This window comes from Streptomyces sp. NPDC088707 (genome assembly GCF_044752725.1).
Lineage (GTDB): Bacteria > Actinomycetota > Actinomycetes > Streptomycetales > Streptomycetaceae > Streptomyces.
Genome location: NZ_JBIVLV010000001.1, coordinates 1619878 through 1638669, shown reverse-complemented (window position 1 = coordinate 1638669; position 18792 = coordinate 1619878). Strand labels below are relative to the sequence as shown.

At 72.1% G+C, this 18792-nt stretch carries 20 protein-coding genes; 15 read left to right on the top strand and 5 right to left on the bottom strand.

Annotated features, from left to right (window positions below):
* Positions 1–8 precede the first annotated feature (8 nt).
* Complete coding sequence (locus ACIP84_RS07330; RefSeq protein ID WP_401795520.1) at positions 9–203, bottom strand: DUF1049 domain-containing protein; 195 nt, start codon at positions 201–203, stop codon at positions 9–11.
* 194 nt (positions 204–397) lie between these two features.
* Here ACIP84_RS07330 and ACIP84_RS07325 point away from each other — a divergent pair, with 194 nt between their 5' ends.
* The 9 genes from ACIP84_RS07325 (at position 398) to ACIP84_RS07285 (ending at position 8017) form a co-directional block, all read left to right on the top strand.
* Positions 398–1228: a glycoside hydrolase domain-containing protein gene (locus tag ACIP84_RS07325; protein WP_401795517.1), complete on the top strand. Its 831-nt coding sequence runs from the start codon at positions 398–400 to the stop codon at positions 1226–1228.
* Between the two features lie 79 nt (positions 1229–1307).
* On the top strand, positions 1308–2561 hold the full coding sequence (locus ACIP84_RS07320; protein ID WP_355965483.1) for an alpha/beta fold hydrolase: 1254 nt from the start codon (positions 1308–1310) through the stop codon (positions 2559–2561).
* A 9-nt stretch (positions 2562–2570) separates the two neighbouring features.
* Positions 2571–3206, top strand: a complete 636-nt coding sequence (locus tag ACIP84_RS07315; RefSeq protein WP_401795514.1) for an MBL fold metallo-hydrolase — start codon at positions 2571–2573, stop codon at positions 3204–3206.
* A 139-nt stretch (positions 3207–3345) separates the two neighbouring features.
* On the top strand, positions 3346–4125 hold the full coding sequence (locus ACIP84_RS07310; RefSeq protein WP_355965485.1) for an exodeoxyribonuclease III: 780 nt from the start codon (positions 3346–3348) through the stop codon (positions 4123–4125).
* Positions 4126–4207: 82 nt separating this feature from the next.
* Positions 4208–4651, top strand: coding sequence for a DUF6278 family protein (locus tag ACIP84_RS07305; RefSeq protein ID WP_355965486.1), 444 nt, complete (start codon positions 4208–4210; stop codon positions 4649–4651).
* A 161-nt stretch (positions 4652–4812) separates the two neighbouring features.
* Entirely contained in the window at positions 4813–5559 is a 747-nt protein-coding gene (locus ACIP84_RS07300) for an amino acid ABC transporter ATP-binding protein (protein WP_355965487.1), read from the top strand.
* A gap of 14 nt (positions 5560–5573) precedes the next feature.
* Positions 5574–6500 carry a glutamate ABC transporter substrate-binding protein gene (locus ACIP84_RS07295; protein ID WP_401795509.1) on the top strand — a complete coding sequence of 309 codons (927 nt, stop codon included), beginning with the start codon at positions 5574–5576 and terminating at the stop codon, positions 6498–6500.
* Between the two features lie 18 nt (positions 6501–6518).
* Complete coding sequence (locus ACIP84_RS07290; RefSeq protein ID WP_355965490.1) at positions 6519–7163, top strand: amino acid ABC transporter permease; 645 nt, start codon at positions 6519–6521, stop codon at positions 7161–7163.
* Positions 7160–8017 (top strand): amino acid ABC transporter permease, encoded by an 858-nt coding sequence (locus ACIP84_RS07285; RefSeq protein ID WP_355965492.1) that lies wholly within the window; start codon positions 7160–7162, stop codon positions 8015–8017. Before ACIP84_RS07290 ends, ACIP84_RS07285 begins: the two co-directional genes overlap by 4 nt.
* Before the next feature lie 37 nt (positions 8018–8054).
* Here the strand turns inward: ACIP84_RS07285 and ACIP84_RS07280 are convergent, their stop codons facing one another.
* Both ACIP84_RS07280 and ACIP84_RS07275 read right to left on the bottom strand, forming a co-directional pair.
* On the bottom strand, positions 8055–9614 hold the full coding sequence (locus ACIP84_RS07280; protein ID WP_401795506.1) for an alpha/beta fold hydrolase: 1560 nt from the start codon (positions 9612–9614) through the stop codon (positions 8055–8057).
* Between the two features lie 114 nt (positions 9615–9728).
* Positions 9729–10988 carry a hypothetical protein gene (locus ACIP84_RS07275; RefSeq protein ID WP_401795503.1) on the bottom strand — a complete coding sequence of 420 codons (1260 nt, stop codon included), beginning with the start codon at positions 10986–10988 and terminating at the stop codon, positions 9729–9731.
* A 123-nt stretch (positions 10989–11111) separates the two neighbouring features.
* On the opposite strand from ACIP84_RS07275, the gene ACIP84_RS07270 reads away from it, so the two are divergent.
* Positions 11112–12368 carry a cytochrome P450 gene (locus tag ACIP84_RS07270; RefSeq protein WP_401795500.1) on the top strand — a complete coding sequence of 419 codons (1257 nt, stop codon included), beginning with the start codon at positions 11112–11114 and terminating at the stop codon, positions 12366–12368.
* Here ACIP84_RS07270 and ACIP84_RS07265 read toward each other — a convergent pair.
* Positions 12319–13050: a hypothetical protein gene (locus tag ACIP84_RS07265; RefSeq protein WP_355965497.1), complete on the bottom strand. Its 732-nt coding sequence runs from the start codon at positions 13048–13050 to the stop codon at positions 12319–12321. The genes ACIP84_RS07270 and ACIP84_RS07265 overlap by 50 nt on opposite strands.
* Positions 13051–13155: 105 nt before the next feature.
* Here ACIP84_RS07265 and ggt point away from each other — a divergent pair, with 105 nt between their 5' ends.
* Positions 13156–14967 (top strand): gamma-glutamyltransferase, encoded by a 1812-nt coding sequence (gene ggt / locus ACIP84_RS07260; RefSeq protein ID WP_401795497.1) that lies wholly within the window; start codon positions 13156–13158, stop codon positions 14965–14967.
* 143 nt (positions 14968–15110) lie between these two features.
* Here the strand turns inward: ggt and map are convergent, their stop codons facing one another.
* Positions 15111–15878: a type I methionyl aminopeptidase gene (gene map / locus ACIP84_RS07255; protein ID WP_355965500.1), complete on the bottom strand. Its 768-nt coding sequence runs from the start codon at positions 15876–15878 to the stop codon at positions 15111–15113.
* A 32-nt stretch (positions 15879–15910) separates the two neighbouring features.
* On the opposite strand from map, the gene ACIP84_RS07250 reads away from it, so the two are divergent.
* The 4 genes from ACIP84_RS07250 to ACIP84_RS07235 all read left to right on the top strand — a co-directional run bounded on the left by ACIP84_RS07250 (position 15911) and on the right by ACIP84_RS07235 (position 18737).
* The gene (locus ACIP84_RS07250; protein WP_355965502.1) at positions 15911–16162 is read left to right on the top strand and encodes a helix-turn-helix transcriptional regulator; all 252 of its coding nucleotides are present in this window, start codon (positions 15911–15913) and stop codon (positions 16160–16162) included.
* Positions 16163–16219: 57 nt separating this feature from the next.
* The gene (locus ACIP84_RS07245) at positions 16220–16792 is read left to right on the top strand and encodes a DinB family protein (protein WP_355965503.1); all 573 of its coding nucleotides are present in this window, start codon (positions 16220–16222) and stop codon (positions 16790–16792) included.
* Positions 16793–16891: 99 nt separating this feature from the next.
* Positions 16892–17275, top strand: coding sequence for a PPOX class F420-dependent oxidoreductase (locus ACIP84_RS07240; RefSeq protein WP_355965504.1), 384 nt, complete (start codon positions 16892–16894; stop codon positions 17273–17275).
* Between the two features lie 115 nt (positions 17276–17390).
* Positions 17391–18737 carry a UL36 very large tegument protein gene (locus ACIP84_RS07235; protein ID WP_401795492.1) on the top strand — a complete coding sequence of 449 codons (1347 nt, stop codon included), beginning with the start codon at positions 17391–17393 and terminating at the stop codon, positions 18735–18737.
* Positions 18738–18792: the final 55 nt, after the last annotated feature.

The window sequence follows — 18792 nt, the reverse complement described above, 5'->3', positions numbered from 1 at the left end:
CGCGCGGCTCAGCGCTGCGCGCGCCGCCGGGCGATGAGCAGGCCGAGGACGATGCCCACGAGGAGGGTGAGGGTGAGGACGATCCACAGCGGAAGGGTGACCGTCGGGATCCAGAGCCTGATGGTGATCGAACCGGTGTTGGCCGCGATGAACCAGATGGCCAGGGCGGCGAGAATCACGAAGCCGATGGTGCGCACACGCATGTCCCGCCCCTTGACCGTCAAGGTCGAGGGCCCATGCGGCTTCCCTGCGGTTTTCTGGCGCATAGATCCCATTATCAGCCGATAGTGCCGTCCGGTCGATCGGACCACGCGTCACACCTGCTCACCGCCCGCGAAGCGGGCTATAGGGTGAACCGCGCCAGGGGGCCAGAGCCAGAAGTCGCGTGGGGTGGGGAATGCCGAAGCACCGGTTGTCCAGAAGAGGTCGCTACACCGCGTGGGCGGCGACGGGCGCCGTCGTCGTGGCCGGCGCCGGCGTCGCGGCGCAGACCTCGATGGCGGCCCCCGCGTGGCCGGCGCAGAAGACCTACACGGGCCGGGCGTTCGACGCCTGTACGGCGCCCTCGCTCACCGCGATGAAGGCGTGGAAGAAGGACGCGTACTACGGCGGCGTCGCCGTCTACGTCGGCGGCAGGAACCGTGGCTGCGCCCAGCCCAACCTGACGAAGTCCTGGGTGAAGTCGATGGACACCCTCGGCTGGCGCGTCATCCCGCTCTACGTCGGGGCCCAGCCGCCCTGCCAGAAGAGCGGGAACAAGGAGAGGTTCACCGCCGCCACGGCCGCCTCGGTCGGCGTGAGCAACGCCGCCGACGCCATCGCCAAGGCGTCGGCGCTCGGCATGAAAGCCGGCAGCCCGATCTACCTCAACATGGAGTCGTACGACATCGCCGACAAGGCCTGCAACGACGCCACCCTGACCTACGTGCGCTCCTTCACCAAGACCCTGCGCGCCAAGACGTACCGCGCCGGCCTCTACGGCTTCAGCAGCTCCGGCGCCAAGGCGATCGCCACCGCCGAGAACCGCACGGACCTGCCGGGGAACCTCTGGTACGCCCTGTGGAACGGCCAGGAGACCACCACCAAGGACTGGCCCTGGGACCCGAAGCTGTACACCGACCACAGCCGCGGCCACCAGTACAAGGCCAACAGCAGGGAGACCCGCGGCGGCCACACCATCACCGTCGACCGCAACGCCTGGGACGCCCCGGTCGCCATCATCGGCTGACCCGGTCGGACGGGGCGCAGCCGTGACAGCCGTGCCCCCGGTCGAAGAGGCGGCCGTGAGAGATGAGAGGGTCTAGCGGGTGAGCGAGACATCACCGAACACCCTGCAATACCGCGTCGACGGGCGGGAAGAGGCTCCCGTCCTCGTCCTGGGCCCCTCGCTGGGCACCACATGGCACATGTGGGACCGGCAGATACCGGAGCTCACCCGGGACTGGCGGGTCGTCCGCTTCGACCTCCCCGGGCACGGCGGGGCACCCGCCGAACCCTTCACCTCCGTCGCCGAGCTCGGCGACCGGCTCCTCGCCACCCTCGACTCGATCGGCGTCCAGCGCTTCGGGTACGCGGGCTGTTCCCTCGGCGGGGCCGTCGGCCTCGATCTGGCCCTGCGCGCCCCCCACCGGGTGGCCTCCCTCGCGCTGGTCGCCACCTCGCCCCGGTTCGGCAGCGCCGACGAGTTCCGCCAGCGCGGCGTCATCGTCCGCGCCAACGGTCTGGAGCCGATGGCCCGCACCGCGCCCGAGCAGTGGTTCACCTCGGTGTTCGCCGGCGCGCAGCCCGCGATCGTGGACTGGGCCGTGCAGATGGTCCGGACGACCGACCCCGCGTGCTACATCGCCGCGTGCGAGGCCCTCGCCGTCTTCGACGTGCGGGAGGCCCTCGACCGGATCGCCATCCCGGCGCTCGTCCTCGTCGGCTCGGAGGACCAGGTCACCGGCCCCGCCGAGGCCCGCACCCTGGTGGCGGGGATCGCCGACGCCCGGCTCGCCGTCGTCCCCGGCGCCTCGCACCTGGCTCCCGTCGAGCAGCCCGCCGCCGTCACCGACCTGCTCATCGAGCACTTCGCCGGCACCGCCCCGGACACCAGCGGCACCCTGACCGTGCCGCCGCTGCCCGCGGCCCCGGCGGCGCCCGCGGCCGAGCCGGTCCCGGACGTCGAACCCGCCGAGGCGGGCCGGCCCGACCCGTACGAGAAGGGGCTCGGGCTGCGGCGCGAGGTCCTCGGCGACGCCCATGTGGACCAGGCGCTCGCCCGGGACGCCGACGGAGCCTTCCAGGACCTCGTCACCCGGTACGCCTGGGGCGAGGTCTGGAGCCGGGACGGTCTCGACCGGCGCACCCGGAGCGTCGTCACCCTCACGGCCCTCATCGCCGGAGGCCACCGGGAGGCCCTCGCGGACCACACCCGGGCGGCCCTCCGCAACGGCCTGTCCGCCGAGGAACTCCGCGAGATCGTGCTCCACGCGGGCGTGTACTGCGGCTTCCCGGCCGCCGAGACCGCCCTGCGGGTGATCGCCCGGGTCGTCGAGGAGGAGACGACGCCCCCGGCGTAGCCTGGCCCCGTGAAGCTCACGAAGAAGTCCCACGCGTGCGTGCGGCTGGAGAAGGACGGGCGGACGCTCGTCCTCGACCCCGGCATGTTCACCGAGGAGGACGCGGTCCTCGGGGCCGACGCCCTGCTCGTGACGCACGAGCACCCCGACCACTTCGACGAGGGTCACCTGCGGGCCGCCCTCGAAACCAACCCGGCCGCCGAGATCTGGACGCTGCGCAGCGTCGCCGACCGGCTCTCGGCGGCCTTCCCGGGCCGTGTGCACACCGTCGGCCACGGCGACACGTTCACCGCCGCCGGGTTCGACGTCCAGGTGCACGGCGAGCTGCACGCCGTGATCCACCCCGACATCCCGCGCGTCACCAACGTCGGGTACCTCGTCGACGGCGGCGCCGTCTTCCACCCGGGCGACGCGCTCACCGTGCCCGACCACCCCGTGGACACGCTGCTGCTGCCCGTCATGGCCCCGTGGAACAAGATCTCCGAGGTCATCGACTACGTGCGCGAGGTCGGACCGCGCCGGGCGTACGACATCCACGACGCCCTGCTCACCGACCTCGCCCGGCCCATCTACGACCGCCAGATCGGCGCGCTCGGCGGCACCGACCACCAGCGGCTCGACCCCGGCGCCTCCACCGAGCTCTGACCCGTCCGCCGAGCTTCTGAGCCCGTCCGCCGAGCTCTGAGCCCCTCCACCGAGCTCTGGAGCCCGTCCGCCGGGCGGCCGGGGCCGCCCCAGCCCGGCATGGCGTCGATTGTCGGACCCCGCACGTAGGCTTGCGCACATGCGCATCGCCACCTGGAACGTCAATTCGATCACCGCCCGGCTGCCCCGACTCCTCGCCTGGCTGGAGAGCAGCGGCACGGACGTGCTGTGCATCCAGGAGACCAAGTGCACCGCCGAGCAGTTCCCCACCGAGGAGCTGCGCGCCCTCGGATACGAGTCCGTGGTCAACGCCACGGGCCGGTGGAACGGCGTGGCCCTGGTCTCCCGAGTCGGCCTCGCGGACGTGGTCACGGGCCTGCCCGGTGGCCCGGAGTACGACGGGGCCGAGGAGCCCCGGGCGATCTCGGCGACCTGCGGCCCGGTCCGCGTCTGGTCGGTGTACGTGCCGAACGGCCGGGAGGTCGAGCACGAGCACTACGCCTACAAGCTGCGCTGGCTGGAGGCCCTGAAGGCGGCCGTCGCGGAGGACGCGGCGGGGGACCGGCCTTTCGCGGTCCTCGGCGACTACAACATCGCGCCGACCGACGACGACGTCTGGGACCGGGCGGCCTTCGAGGGCCTGACGCACGTGACGGATCCCGAGCGGGCCGCGCTCGCCGGCCTCCGTGAGACCGGTCTGGCCGACGTGGTCCCGCGCCCCCTCAAGTACGACCACCCCTTCACGTACTGGGACTACCGCCAGCTCTGCTTCCCGAAGAACCGCGGCATGCGCATCGACCTGGTCTACGGCAACAAGCCCTTCGCGGAGGCCGTCACCGACAGCTACGTGGACCGCGAGGAGCGCAAGGGCAAGGGCGCGTCGGACCACGCGCCCGTCGTGGTCGACCTCGACGTGTAGCGGACGCCGGCCCCACCCGGCGGCGGAACGATCTCCGCGCGCCGGGTGGTCGACGGGGAGGTGACGGTGCGAGGCTGTTCGGATGAACATTCCATTCCTGGACAACTGGCGCAAGCGGCAGGCACCCGAGTCGACGGAGTCCCCGCTGGCCGCGGCCTTCGACCGTGACCCCGACGGTGTGGCCGAACTGCTCGCCGAGTGCGAGCTGCTGCGTGCCCGTGTCGTGCAGTCCGGGGTGGCGCTCGACGACACCCCGCGTTCCCTCCAGGAACTCGACCAGCTGCCGCCCCGCTGGCGCGACGATCCGGAGGAGCTGCCCTGGATCGGGAACGACGCCGGGCTCTACCTCGGCACCGTGATCGTGCGGAACGTGCCCGGCGCGCGCTGGCAGGTCCGGCCCGGCGGCGGCCCCGTGGTGCGGCTCGCCTCCGGCCGGGAGATCCAGGTCGTCGAGGCCGGTCTCGACTGGGCGGTGACGGGCTCGCCGGAGCTCTCCCAGATGTACGCCGAGGCCGCCGAGTACTGAGTCCGCCGCCCCGCTCGGGGCGGTCCCGCACCCCCGCTGACGCCACCCTTCCGCAGTAAATACGGCTTATTGCGGTTTCATGCGTGTCGGGCGTGAAGTCCCTTTTCTGGTGGATAGTTTGCGCTGACTCGACACCGCTGAGAAATGGGGCAGGGCAGCGTATGGCCGTCGTCGATCCGCTGATCGAACTGCGTGGCGTCAACAAGCACTACGGCACGTTGCACGTCCTCCAGTCCATCGATCTCACCGTCGGCCGCGGGGAGGTGGTCGTCGTCATCGGCCCGTCCGGATCGGGCAAGTCCACCCTCTGCCGGGCGATGAACCGCCTGGAGACCGTGGAGTCGGGCGAGATCGTCATCGACGGACATCCCCTCCCCGAGGAGGGCAAGGCGCTCGCCCGGCTGCGCGCCGAGGTCGGCATGGTCTTCCAGTCCTTCAACCTCTTCGCGCACAAGACGGTCCTCGCCAACGTCTCCCTCGCGCAGATCAAGGTCCGCAAGCGCAAGAAGGAGGAGGCCGACCGGCGTTCCCGCGCACTCCTCGACCGGGTCGGACTCGCCGCGCACGCCGACAAGTACCCCGCCCAGCTCTCCGGCGGCCAGCAGCAGCGCGTGGCCATCGCCCGGGCCCTCGCCATGGACCCCAAGGCGCTCCTCTTCGACGAGCCGACCTCGGCCCTCGACCCCGAGATGATCAACGAGGTCCTGGAGGTCATGCAGCAACTCGCCCACGAGGGAATGACGATGGTGGTCGTCACGCACGAAATGGGCTTCGCCCGTTCCGCCGCCAACCGGGTCGTCTTCATGGCCGACGGGAGGATCGTCGAGGACCGCGCTCCGGAGGACTTCTTCACCGCCCCGCGCAGCGAGCGCGCCAAGGACTTCCTGTCCAAGATCCTCAAGCACTGAGCGGGGTGGGAACCATGCTGCGTACGCACCGCCCGCACCGCGTCCCGGCCGTGCTCGCCGTGCTGCTCGCCCTGACGGCCGTGCTCGTCGCCTGCGGCAGGGAGGGCAGTCCGCCCGTCAAGGGCCCCCAGCCCGACCAACTCCCCGTCTACCAGGTCCAGTCGGACTTCACGCTGCCGGACTCCCCGACCTGGAACCGGGCGAAGAAGCGCGGCCACCTCGTCGTCGGCGTCAAGGAGGACCAGCCGTACATGGGCGAGAAGGACCCGGCCACCGGCCGCTACTCCGGCTTCGACATCGAGATCGCCAAGATGATGGCGGCCTCCCTCGGCTTCGACCCGGCCGGCATCGAGTTCCGCACGATCGCCTCGGCCAACCGCGAGACCGCCCTGCAGAACGGCCAGATCGACTACTACGTCGGCACCTACACCATCAACGACAACCGCAAGAAGCTCGTCGGCTTCGCCGGGCCCTACTACATGGCCGGCCAGTCCCTCCTGGTCCGCGCCGACGAGAACGACATCAAGGGCCCTCAGGACCTGGCGGGCAAGCGGGTCTGCTCGGCCGCAGGCTCCACCCCGTACCAACGCATCGAGAAGGACTATCCGAAGGCCGAACTCGTCGCCTACGACACGTACTCGGCCTGTGTCGACAACCTGCTGACCTACCAGGTCGACGCGGTGACCACCGACGACACGATTCTCCTCGGCTACGCCGCCAAGGTCCCCGACGAACTCAAGGTCGTCGGCACACCGTTCTCGAAGGAGCCGTACGGCATCGGCGTCCCGCGCGGTGACAACGCCCTGCGCTTCGCCCTCGACGACGCCCTCGCCGCCCACGAGAAGAACGGCGACTGGAAGAAGGCCTACGACGCCACCCTCGGCCTCTCCGGGGTCCCCGCCCCGACACCGCCCCCCATCGACCGCTACCCGGCGAGCTGACGAGAGGAGCCTCCCGACATGGACGTCCTGACCGACAACTTCTCGACCTACGCCGAGGGATTCCTCGGAACCGTCGAACTCACCGTCTACGCCTCGGCGCTGGCCCTCGTCCTGGGCTTCCTGATGGCCTCGTTCCGGGTCGCGCCCGTGGGGTCCTTCCGGGTCTTCGGCACGGTCTGGGTCACCGTCCTGCGCAACACCCCGCTGACCCTGCTCTTCTTCGCAGTCATGCTGGGCCTGCCCCGGTTCGGACTCGTGCTGCCCTTCAAGCTGTTCGCGGTCCTCGCGCTCGGCTGCTACACCTCGGCCTTCATCTGCGAGGTGCTGCGCTCCGGCATCAACACGGTGCCGCGCGGCCAGGGCGAGGCCGCCCGCAGTCTGGGGATGAGCTTCACGCAGTCGCTCGGCACGGTCGTCCTGCCCCAGGCCTTCCGTACGGTCATCCCGCCGATCGGCTCCACCCTGATCGCCCTCGCCAAGAACTCGGCCATCGCCGGAGCGTTCAGCGTCACCGAACTCCTCGGCACCTACAAGACCTTGAGCGAGCTGGGCTACAACATCGTCTGGACCTTCGTCTGGATCGCCGTCGGATACCTCCTCATCACCCTCACCATCAGCGCCCTCTTCAACGTCCTCGAGAAGCGCTGGGGAGTCGCCCGATGACCGATTCCACCGCCCTCTACGACATCCCCGGGCCGCACGCCCGGCGGCGCCACCTCCTCTACGGCGTCGCGTCCACCGTCCTGATCCTCGCGCTGGCCGGCTGGATCCTCTATCTGCTCTTCGACAACGACCAGTTCACCTCCACCAAGTGGTCGCCCTTCCTCTACAAGGGCATCCAGGAGCTGCTGCTCGAAGGACTCGGCAACACCCTCAAGGCCTTCGCCTACGCCTCGGTGCTGTCGCTCGCCCTCGGCGCGGTGCTCGCCACCGGTCGCCTCTCCGACCACCGGGCGCTCCGCTGGGTCTCGACCCTGCTCGTCGAGTTCTTCCGCGCCATGCCCGTCCTCGTGATGATCTTCTTCATCTTCGTGGCACTCAAGGTGCAGGCCCTGCCCGCGCTGGTCGCAGGACTGACCCTCTACAACGGCTCCGTCCTCGCGGAGGTCTTCCGCACCGGCATCCACTCCGTGGCACGAGGCCAGGGCGAGGCCGCGTACGCCCTCGGCATGCGCAAGACGCAGGTGATGACCTACGTCCTGGTGCCGCAGGCCGTCCGCGCGATGCTCCCCGCCATCATCAGCCAGCTGGTGGTCGCCCTCAAGGACACCTCGCTCGGATTCCTCATCACCTACGAGGAGTTCCTCCACGCGGGCAAACTGATCGCCTCCAACCTGGACTACGACCTGCCGTTCATCCCGGTCGTCCTGGTGATCTCACCGATCTACATCGGGATGTGCATGCTGCTCTCCTGGTTCGCCACCTGGGTGGCCCGCAGAGAGCGCCGCAGCCCGAAGACGAAGGCCGTGGACGTCGACCCGGCCGAACCAGAGACGCTGCTGCCGGGACCGCAGTAGCGAGCGAGGGCCGCACCCGCCCGGCAGCAGCCGGTGATCACTCCTTCCGCAGCGGTACCGACACGTACGACGGGTCGGCCGAGGGGGAGGAGAAGGTCAGCTGCGCGCCGGTCGGGTTGTGCTCGATGTAGAGCGGGTCGACGGTGTCGACGACCAGAGCGAGCCGGTGCCCCGCCGGGACGTCGTACGCCGTGGAGAACAGCTCCAGATCGACGCCGAACGCCTTGCCCGGGGTCCGGTCGTGGAAGGTGTACGGGGCGTTGCTGACGAGCTTGCCGACGCCGAGCGGGCCCACGTCGTAGAGGTACGCGACGAGGGTGCCGCTCGACTCGGTGGAGGTGACGGTGGTGTGCACCTTCACGGTGCCGCGCACCCGCTGCGGGGTGTCGTACCGCTCCGACTGCCAGACGCCGGCGAAGGCGCGGGGGAGGAGCGGGACGGAGACGACGGGCGGGGTGCGGAGGAACTGGTCCAGGGCGTTGGTGAGCAGGGTGATGCCGCCGTTGGCGCCGGAGTCGATGTTCGCCCAGACCCGCTGCGTACCGCCCAGGTCGAACTTCCGCTGGTCGGCGTGGACGGACTTCCAGTCGGGGTATCCCTCGTATCCGCCGGTGGAACGGGACTTGAGCTGGACGGGCTGCTCGCGGTCGACGCCGTTGTCGACGCCCTTCAGGTAGCGGTCGAACCAGCGGTGGGCGCTGGTCCAGGTGTCGTTGGGCAGCCCGAACAGGCCGGTGGCCTCGGCGGTGGCGTGGTCGCCGGGGCGGAACTCCAGCCGCTTGGGTCCGGTGAGCTTCTCGAAGAAGCTCGCGTACTGGTTGGGCGGGAAGATGGTGTCGCCCCAGGCGTTGCCGAGCATGATCGCGGCGCCGTTGGCGTTGATCCGGTCCAGCTGCTCGACGGGGGAGCGCTTGCGGCCCCAGGCGATCATGTCCTCCTCCTTGTCCAGGTTGGAGGAGAGGAAGTCGCCCAGGATCTGCTTGAGTTCGGGACCGGGGCGGCCGGTGAGGTATCCGGCGCCACCGAGCAGGGCGGCGGCCTGGACGTGCTGGGTGCGGCCGCTGTAGATGGACTCGATGAGGTCCGCCCAGCCGCTGAGCGCGGCGACGGCCTTGATCCGCGGGTCCTGGGCGGCGGCGAGCAGGCTGATCCCGGCGCCGTACGAGACGCCCGCCATGCCGATGTGGGCGGGGTCTGCCGCGGTGTTGGCCAGGGCCCAGTCGATCACCTTGGAGGCGTCGGCGATGTCCTTGGGTCCCGCGGTCTCGATCTCGCCGCCGGACTGCCAGAAGCCGCGGGAGTTGTAACTCACCACGATGTAGCCCGAGTCGGCGAGCAGTTTGGCCTGGACGAGGTACTCGACCTGGGGCATGGCCCAGCTCGTGGGCAGCACGATCAGGGGGTGGAGGGTGGTGTCGGTGGACCCGGCGGGGGTCACGACGTTCGCCTTCAGGACGGTGCCGCCCTCCCCGACGATGTCGACGAAGCGGATGCCGGTGCCGGCGGTCTCTCCGGCCTGGGCGGCGGGCGCGAGCCCGAGGGCCGCCCCGGCCACGAGGGCGGCCGAGGCGGCGAGGGCCAGGGGTGTGCGTCGCACGGGTCACTCCTCACTGGAGTACTGCTTGGGGAGGCAGTACGGGCACTGATGGGGGGCAGTGAAAGCGACCCGACGGTAACTGCGATGCCTTACCCGTGGTAACCGGTCGGTAAGTTACGTGCGGGTAACGATTGGAGTGCGCGTGGCTTCCCCCCGGAGGGCGACGGCCTCCGCGAAGTCCGCATGGGCCTCCCCGTGACGGTCGGCGGCGGCGAGGAACATGGCGCGGTCGGTCAGGGCTCGGGCCAGCGTCTCCGGCGCGCCGGGAACGCGGCGGGCGAGCGCCACGCCCTCGTCGAAGAGCGGACGCAAGGGCTCCTCGATCCGGTACGAGCGCTGCTGGTGGAGGACGGCGGAGCGCCGGACCAGCCGGCGATGTGCCTCCACCGCCTCGGAGAGGAGGCCGGATCCGGTCAGCTCGGCGACCCGGGCCTCCAGTACGGGGATCGCGCCGAGATAGGACTCCCGGGTGTCGGGCGACCAGTCGATGAAGTCGGCACCGAGGGGCGGCATCGGCGCCTCCCGGGATGCGGCCGGCTCGGCCGCCCGGCCCGACAGGGCGAACAGGGTGGACCACGTGGCGACGGCACCGCTCCGGCGGCTGGGCTCGCCCGACTCCGCCAGCCGGGCGAGGATCCGGAGGGCCTCCTGCCGATCCGCTCCGGCCTCCTCCCGCCGGCCGACGGCCTCGAACATCCCGGAACGGTGGACGAGTTCCCACACCAGGTTGACCATCGCGGTCGCCTGGGCCTCGGTCGCGCCCCGGGTGAGGTCCACGAGCTCCGTGAAGACCTCCAGCGCTTCCTCGTGCCGTCCGGCGGCGTCCAGCTCAGCCGCCCGCTCCACCGCGGTGGAGAAGTCGGTCTCGGGCGGGCTGGACGCGATGCCCCTGCCGCGGATGTCGGCCGCCTCCCCGTGACGCCCCTCCTCGGCGAGCATCGTCGCCAGTGGCCCCGCCCCGTATCCGGGGTTGCGCACGTGCCCCCGTGCGAAGGCGAGTCGCCCCGCCCCGGCCATCTCCTCGGACGCCGCGAAGGCCTCGGCACGCCGCCCGACGGTGAGCAGCGTGCGCCGGTACGAGTCCAGGACGCCGCAGAGCACGTCAGCCCTGTTCGGTTCGTCGGCGTCGATGCGCCGGGCCGCGTCCGCGGCCTCCGCGTGGAGGGCGAGGCGCGGTTCCATGCCAGCCGGCCCGACCTCGTACCCGTACGAGACCAACGCCCGCGCCAGCTTCGGGAGATAGGACGCCGGGCTCACCCGGGCGAGCACCCGGTACGCCTGGACCTCCCGCGCGAGGCTCGGCCGGCCGGATCCGAGCAGCATCGTCCGTGCCTGCAGCACCACATCTTGATCGACGTTCTCGGAGTGATTCATGACGGTGATTCTGGGATCCGGTGACAGGGCCGGACAAGGCTGTCGAAGTGTGCGATCAGTCCTACGAAAACCGCCTCTGACCTGTCATGATGGTAACGTCTTCACCCCTGAACCGGAGGCGCGGTGCACGAGTCGAGCGGTGTACCGGACGTCTTCGACCCACGGATCTACGCGGCCGGGATCCCGCACGACCGCTTCCGTGTCCTCCGCGACTGCGCGCCCGTCGCCCGCCAGGAGGAGCCCGAGGTCCTCGGCTGGCCCTCGGGTCCGGGATTCTGGGCGGTCACCCGGCACGCCGACGTCGTCCGGGTGCTGAAGGACTCGCACACGTACTCGTCCTGTCTCGGCGCCACCCAGATCCGCGACCCCGACCCCGCCGATCTGCCCTTCATCCGGCGCATGATGCTCAATCAGGACCCGCCCACACACGGCCGGCTGCGACGACTCGTCAGCCGGGCCTTCACCTCGGGCCGGATCGAGCGGTTCGGTGCCACCGCGCGCGAGCGGGCCAGGCAGCTGCTCGCGGGGGCGATCGACGCCGGGGGCGAGGTGGACCTCGTCCGGGCCGTCACCGACGACTACGCCCTGCTCAACCTCACCGACCTGCTCGGAGTGCCCCCGAGCGACCGGGGCCTGCTGCACACCTGGACCGAACGGGTCATCGCGTACCAGGACCCCGACGAACCGCCCGTCCTCGACGACGAGGGCCGGCCGTTCAATCCCCGCTCGCCCGCGATGCTCGCGGAGATGTTCGGTTACGCGCAGGAACTCGCCGCCCACAAGCGCGAGCACCCCGCCGACGACGTGATGAGCGTGCTCGCCGCATCCGAACTCGCCGACGCCGAAATGGAGATGTTCTTCTTCCTGCTCACCGTCGCCGGGAACGACACGGTCCGCAGCGCCGCACCCGGCGGCCTCCTCGCCCTCGCCGCACACCCGGACGAGCAGCGGAGGTGGTGGGCGGGCGAGGTCGGAGCCGACACGGCGGTGGACGAACTCCTGCGCGTGCACCCGCCCGTGCTCTCCTTCCGGCGCACGGCCGCCGTCGACACCGAACTCGGCGGGCAGCCGATCCGCCGCGGCGACAAGGTCGTCGTCTTCCACGCCTCCGCCAACCACGACGAGCGCGTCTTCCCCGAACCGCACCGCCTCGACCTCGGCCGGAACCCGAACCCCCATGTGTCCTTCGGGGACGGCCCGCACGTCTGCCTGGGCGCCCACTTCGCCCGGCTTCAGCTCCGCGTGCTCCACGAGGAGGTACGCCGGGCCTGCGGCGGCCTCGACCTCGTCGGAGAACCCCGGCGCCTCGTCTCCAACTTCATCAACGGCGTCAAGTCGCTGCCGGTGCGACTACGGGAACCGTCCGCGCCGCCCGCGTGACATCGGCCACCAGCTCGACCACATCGGGGCCGTAAGCCTGCGAGTTGACCACCTTCAGGAGCACCACGAAGGACCCGGAGCGGTGCAGGCGGGCCAACTCCTCGTAGTGGCGGGCGAGATAGCGGGTCGCCGCCTGGTTGGTGATGGCCCGCTGCCCGCAGAAGAGGAACACCGGCCGGCCGCCCTCCCCGGCGGTGAGCCGGGCGAGGATCACGTACTCGCTGACCCCCGGCTCCGACGGGTAGCGTTCACCCCCGATGAGGAACGCCCCGCGGTCCGCGCTCGGCTCGACCTCGACGTTCACCTCGATCCCCGGGAGCAGGGTCGCCAGATGGGCGGCCATCCGCCGGTTCGAGTAGGGGCCGCCGACGCAGAACTCCGTCCGGTCGCCGAAGCCCTGGTGGGTCTGGTCGTGCGAGAGGATCCGCGCCTGCGCCCCGCAGTCCTTGATCAGCGCGGACAGTTCGAGGAGGGCGAACACGTCGAACCGGTGGACCGAGCGGTCGCCGCCCGACTCCCTGTTCACCACGAGCAGGCACTCCGAGTTCCCCGGCAGGCCGAAGAACTCCTGCTTGCGGCGGAGCCTCCGCCGCCAGAGGTACGTGCGGCCCAGCCAGCCGAGCGACGCGCTGACCCCCGTCGCGAGCACCCCGAGCACGATGTTGCGCAGGTCTTCGTCCATGGGCGCGCATGCTAGCGGGGAAACGGCCTTCTGTTCGAGGCGGTCCTGACGGGAGGGCCCGGGGGAAGTTACGCTGCGCGGACGGTCATTGACTGGAGGTAGGGAATGCGTCGTTCCGTCGCTGGGAAGGTCTCCGCACTCGCCGTCGCGGCGACAGTGCTCTCGATGGGTGCCGCCGCCCCGCCCTCGGCCCCACCGGCCGCACCGCCACCGCCCGTCAAGGAACCCGTCGCCGTCGGCTACGGCGGCGCGGTCGCCAGTGTCGACGCCGACGCCTCGGCCGCCGGTGTCGAGGTGCTCCGCAAGGGCGGAAACGCCGTGGACGCCGCCGTCGCGGTCGCGGCCGCGCTCGGGGTCACCGAGCCCTACTCGGCCGGCATCGGAGGCGGCGGCTACTTCGTCTACTACGACGCGAAGAGCCGTACGGTCCACACCGTCGACGGACGCGAGACCGCGCCGCGCTCGGCCGACGCGAACCTCTTCGTGGAGAACGGCGCGCCGATCCCCTTCGAGGAGGGGATGACCAGCGGTCGCGGTGTCGGCACCCCCGGCACCCCGGCGACCTGGAAGAGCGCCCTCGACGCCTGGGGCACCAAGAGGCTCGGCACCCTGCTCGAACCCGCCGAGCGGCTCGCCCGCGAGGGCTTCACCGTCGACGCCACGTTCCGCGCGCAGACCGCGGGCAACGAGGCGCGGTTCCGCGACTTCCCGGCCAGCTCCGCACTCTTCCTGCCGGGCGGCCGGCTGCCCGTGGTCGGCTCGGTCTTCAAGAACCCGGACCTGGCCCGTACGTACGAGAAGCTCGGGCGCGAGGGTGTCGGCGCGCTCTACCGGGGTCCGCTCGCCCGGGACATCGTGAACACCGTCCGTACGCCCCCCGTCCGCGAGGGAGCGACCCGGAAGGTCCGGGCCGGCGATCTGACGGAGCGTGACCTGGCCGCGTACCGGACCGTGTTCCGCAAGCCCACCAAGGTCGCGTACCGAGGTCTCGACGTCTACGGCATGCCCCCGTCCTCCTCCGGCGGGACGAGCGTCGGCGAGGCCCTCAACATCCTGGAGGGAACCGACCTCGCGAGCGCCTCCCCGGCCCGCTACCTGCACCGCTTCATCGAGGCGAGCCGCATCGCCTTCGCCGACCGGGGCCGCTGGGTCGGCGACCCCGCCTTCGAGTCCGTGCCGACGCGCGGGCTGCTCTCCCAGCGGTACGCCGACTCGCGCGCCTGCCTGATCCGGGACGACGCCGCCCTGACCAGCCCCCTCGCACCCGGCGACCCGAACAGTCCGGTGCCGTGCGCGAGCGGCGGCACGGCCGCGCCGACCACGTACGAGGGGGAGAACACCACCCACCTCACGGTGTCCGACAAGTGGGGCAACGTCGTCGCCTACACCCTCACCATCGAGTCCACGGGCGGCAGCGGGATCACCGTGCCCGGCCGGGGCTTCCTGCTCAACAACGAGCTGACCGACTTCTCCTTCGCCCCGGCGAACCCGGCCGTGCACGACCCGAACCTGCCCGGCCCCGGCAAGCGGCCGCGCTCCTCGATCTCGCCGACGATCGTCCTCGACGGACACGACCGGCCGGTGCTCGCGCTCGGGTCGCCGGGAGGCGCGACCATCATCACGACGGTCCTCCAGACCCTCACCGGAGTCGTCGACCGGGGCCTGCCGCTCGTCGACGCGATCGCCGCGCCGCGGGCCAGCCAGCGCAACCAGGCCACCACGGAACTCGAACCCGGCCTGTGGAACAGCCCGGTCAGGGCGGAACTCGAAGCCATCGGGCACGGCTTCCGGCAGAACCCGGAGATCGGCGCCGCGACCGGCGTCCAGCGGCTGCCGGACGGCCGCTGGGTGGCCGCGGCCGAGACCGTCCGCAGGGGCGGCGGTTCGGCGATGGTGGTCAGGCCGGCGGGGAAGTAGCGGCGGGGAAGCGGCGGCGGAGGGGGCACCCGGGCGCCCCTCCGTGTCCCGCGGGGAGGCGCGTCCCGTCCGTGCGCCCGTCGGGTCGCGCTGCGCTGACGGTGGCGTGGTGGCGGCGTGCCCCGACGCGGGTCCGCCGCGCCCTACAGCGCCGTCAGTACCCGGGGGCCCTCGTCCGTGATCGCCACCGTGTGCTCCGCGTGCGAGGCGCGCGAGCCGTCGAGCGTGCGGATCGTCCAGCCGTCGCGCGCCGTGTAGTGGTCGTCCGTGCCGCCCCCGATCAGCATCGGCTCGATCGCCAGCACCATCCCGTGGCGCAGCTTCATGCCCCGGCCCGGTCGTCCCTCGTTGGGGACGCCCGGGTCCTCGTGCATCGTGCGGCCGATGCCGTGGCCGCCGAAGCCGTCCGGGACGCCGTACCCGGCGGCGCGGCACACCCGGCCGATCGCGTGCGCGATGTCGCCGACGCGGTTGCCGACGACGGCGGCCGCGATGCCCGCCTCCAGGGCCTCCTCCGCCGCGGCGATCAGCCGGGTGTCCTCCGGCCGGGCCGGGCCGACCGTGAAGCTGATCGCCGAGTCGCCGGCCCAGCCGCCGAGCAGGGCCCCGCAGTCGGCCGAGACGAGATCGCCCGGGGCGAGCCGGGTGTCGTCCGGGATGCCGTGGACGATCGCGTCGTTCACGGAGACGCACACGACCGCGGGGAACGGCACCGGCGCCCACTCCGGGCGGTAGCCCAGGAAGGGCGAACCGGCCCCCGCTTCGGTGAGGACTGCCCGTGCGGCCCTGTCGAGCTCGGTCAGCGGCACACCGGGCGCCGCCTTCTCTCGCACGGCCGCGAGGGCGCGGGCCACCACCCGGCCCGCCTCACGCATCGCGGCCAGGTTCTCGTTCGTCTTGATCTCCACCATGCCAATTACTATACCGGTATTAGTATGGCCTCATGGTGCGCACACCCCTGACCCCCGAAGAGCGCGAGCGCGGCGAGCGCCTCGGCCGGTTCCTGCGCGAAGCGCGCGGCGAGCGGTCGATGGTGGAGATCGCCGCCGCCGCAGGCCTGTCCGCCGAGACCCTCCGCAAGATCGAGACGGGCCGGGCCCCGACCCCGGCGTTCTTCACCGTCGCGGCCCTCGCCCGGGTCCTCGGCCTCTCCATGGACGAGCTGGTCGTCCGCTGCGCGTTCGTGCCCGTCTGACGGCCGGGGCCCGGCTGCGCGGGAATTCGGTGGCGCGCCGGACCGGTGCGGACGATCATGCGACGTATGAGCGACGAACCCGCACGATGGACCACGGCGACCGTCTACCCCGACATGTGGGTGGACCCGGACGACGACCCCCGCAACAGCAACGGAGGCGCCGGCTCGGAGGGTGAGCTCGCGACGCTGCAGGACGGTCTGCGGGACTTCCGCCTGACCCTCCGGATGAAGTGCGAGGGCCTGGACGCGGAGCAACTCGCCCGCCGGTCGGTCCCGCCGTCGACCATGTCGCTGCTCGGTCTGATCCGGCACCTCGCCGAGGTGGAGCGGGACTGGCGCAACTGGATCACCGACGGTGAACCGCTGCCGAAGCTGTACGGCGCCAGGGACGCGGACTTCGACGGCGCTGTCGGCGAACAGGCCGTGGTCGACGCCGCGTTCGCCGACCTGGAGCGCGAGCAGGCGGCGCTCGACGCCGAGCTGGCCGGGTTTCCGGACCTGGGCGCACGGGTGGGGAAGGACGAGATCGCGATCCGGGAGCTGATGGTGCACCGGATCGACGAGTACGCCCGCCACTGCGGCCACGCCGACCTGCTGCGCGAGTGCGTCGACGGCAGGGTCGGCCAGTGACGGGCGCGAGCTCCGGCCCCGCCTCGGCGGTCGGCGGCGCGAGCGCGGCCGCGTGCCCCTGCGAGAAGCCCGCCACCGCCCCGGCATAGGCTCCCGGGCATGATGCCCGAAGAGCTGCGGCGCGGCCGCTACGTCAGCCTGACCACCTACCGCAAGAACGGCACGGGGGTCGCGACACCCGTCTGGTACGCGGTCGAGGGCGACGAGCTGTACGCCTGGACCCGCACGGACTCCTGGAAGGTCAAGCGGCTGCGGAACGACCCGAGGGTCGAGGTCGCCGTCTGCGACCTGCGCGGCAACATCGCCGAGGGTGCCGAGCGCCTGACCGGCGAGGGCCGGCTGGTGACGGGGGAGGAGCTGCGCAGGATCCGGGGGCTGCTCTCGCGCAAGTACACCTGGCAGTACTGGCTGACCGACGTGCCCGCCATGCTCGTCCGGCTCGGGAAGCGCCCGCACACCGGGATCGTCGTGCGATTCGGGTGAACTGGGCGGTAGGGCACGCGCAGGAAAACGGTCCGTAGTCGTCCCGTAACACGACTGCGGTCCAATACCCGCGGACCGGAAGGTTCCAGTCGACGGCGGGGCAGGTGCGGATCGCATGACGGTGTATCAACTCCCGGTGGAAGTCGCCACGTTCAGGCACTGGCTGACGGAGCTCGCGCGCCGCATCCCGTCGGGTGGCGGCTGGTACGGAGTCTTCGCCGAACGCGACCCGGACGGGCTGCGGGCCTGCTTCGACGGGACGGAGATCCTGCCCTGGGACATCGTCGAGTCCCTGCTCCAGGACGCCGGCGAAGCGGTCGGGGGGCCGTTCGCCCTCCGGGGCCGGACGCTGTACGCCGCGGCCACCGGCGCCCACGACCGCCGCCCCGGGGTGGCCGGGGCGCTCACCGAACGCCGCGAGCTCATGGAGCGCGAACGCCGGTACGCCGATTCCCGGGCCCGCGAACTGGGCGATCTGCTCGGCGCGACCCCGGCTCCGGACCCCGACGACACCGCCCGCCTGGAGCACGACCTGGCCTGGGCGCGCGACGACCGGGCGAGGGCGACGGCCCGGGTCGCCGACCTGACGGCCCGACTCGCACGGCTGGGACGGCGGGACGGCGGGGACGGGGCGGCCTCACGGCCGACACCGCCACCGACACCGCCATCGCCACCGACGCCGCCATCGACGCCGCCGCCGACACCGCCGGTGGCCAAGCGCCGCCCGCGCGGCGCGCGCTACGCGTGGCTGGACAGCGTGGCCGAGGACCAGGGCCCGGTGGCCGCACCCGCACCCGTTCCCGTACTCCCCACCGGGGGAGCGGCGCCGCGCGGGGCCCGGTTCGGGGGCGCCGCCCAGCCCGCCCGGTCCGCCGGGACCGCGGGGCCGGGCAGCGCCGGCCCGGCCGTGCTGTCCGATGCCGAGGCCGTCGAGGCGGGCCGCGCCGCCGCCAACGCGGTCTACGCGCTCCAGCGGCTCCGCGCCCAGGGCCGCAGCGGCGAGGCCTATGCCCTGCTCTGCGAGGCGCTCAACGGGCCGCCCGCCCGGCTGCCCGCCCTCGCCGGGGAACTGCACCGGGCCGGTCTCGGCGCCGACTGGTCCATCCTGCTCTGGGAGGCGGCCTCGCTGCCGCCCGGCCGGCTCGCCGCCGTCGCCGGGGTGCTCGCCGACGCGGGCCGGGCCGCCGACTGCGATCAGCTTCTCCGCCAGGGCGTGGCCCGCCCCGTCGCGGAGCTCGCCGGGGCGTGCGCCGCCCTGCGGGCCGACGGCCACCACCGCGAGGTCCGCGCGCTGCTCACCGCGTTCGTCCGGGTCCGCGCTCCCGAGGACGCGGCCCGCCTCGCGGCCGAGGATCCGCGGGGTCTCGCGCCCCAACTGCTCGAAGCCGCCCGGGCGGTGTCCGCGTCCCGCGAGAGCGATCTGCTGCACGCCTTCCGCGTGGCAGGCCTCGCGAGCGCGTGACCCGGCCGGGCGGGCTCGGGCCCCCGTCGGGCGGGCTCCGGCGCCGGGGCCGAGG

Bases quoted from the DNA above. Each gene is read 5' to 3' on its own strand.
- ACIP84_RS07330 (WP_401795520.1), bottom strand. From the start codon at position 203: ATGCGTGTGCGCACCATCGGCTTCGTGATTCTCGCCGCCCTGGCCATC.
- ACIP84_RS07325 (WP_401795517.1), top strand. From the start codon at position 398: ATGCCGAAGCACCGGTTGTCCAGAAGAGGTCGCTACACCGCGTGGGCG.
- ACIP84_RS07310 (WP_355965485.1), top strand. From the start codon at position 3,346: ATGCGCATCGCCACCTGGAACGTCAATTCGATCACCGCCCGGCTGCCC.
- ACIP84_RS07305 (WP_355965486.1), top strand. From the start codon at position 4,208: ATGAACATTCCATTCCTGGACAACTGGCGCAAGCGGCAGGCACCCGAG.
- ACIP84_RS07300 (WP_355965487.1), top strand. From the start codon at position 4,813: ATGGCCGTCGTCGATCCGCTGATCGAACTGCGTGGCGTCAACAAGCAC.
- ACIP84_RS07295 (WP_401795509.1), top strand. From the start codon at position 5,574: ATGCTGCGTACGCACCGCCCGCACCGCGTCCCGGCCGTGCTCGCCGTG.
- ACIP84_RS07290 (WP_355965490.1), top strand. From the start codon at position 6,519: ATGGACGTCCTGACCGACAACTTCTCGACCTACGCCGAGGGATTCCTC.
- ACIP84_RS07285 (WP_355965492.1), top strand. From the start codon at position 7,160: ATGACCGATTCCACCGCCCTCTACGACATCCCCGGGCCGCACGCCCGG.
- ACIP84_RS07275 (WP_401795503.1), bottom strand. From the start codon at position 10,988: ATGAATCACTCCGAGAACGTCGATCAAGATGTGGTGCTGCAGGCACGG.
- ACIP84_RS07265 (WP_355965497.1), bottom strand. From the start codon at position 13,050: ATGGACGAAGACCTGCGCAACATCGTGCTCGGGGTGCTCGCGACGGGG.
- ggt (WP_401795497.1), top strand. From the start codon at position 13,156: ATGCGTCGTTCCGTCGCTGGGAAGGTCTCCGCACTCGCCGTCGCGGCG.
- map (WP_355965500.1), bottom strand. From the start codon at position 15,878: ATGGTGGAGATCAAGACGAACGAGAACCTGGCCGCGATGCGTGAGGCG.
- ACIP84_RS07250 (WP_355965502.1), top strand. From the start codon at position 15,911: ATGGTGCGCACACCCCTGACCCCCGAAGAGCGCGAGCGCGGCGAGCGC.
- ACIP84_RS07245 (WP_355965503.1), top strand. From the start codon at position 16,220: ATGCGACGTATGAGCGACGAACCCGCACGATGGACCACGGCGACCGTC.
- ACIP84_RS07240 (WP_355965504.1), top strand. From the start codon at position 16,892: ATGATGCCCGAAGAGCTGCGGCGCGGCCGCTACGTCAGCCTGACCACC.
- ACIP84_RS07235 (WP_401795492.1), top strand. From the start codon at position 17,391: ATGACGGTGTATCAACTCCCGGTGGAAGTCGCCACGTTCAGGCACTGG.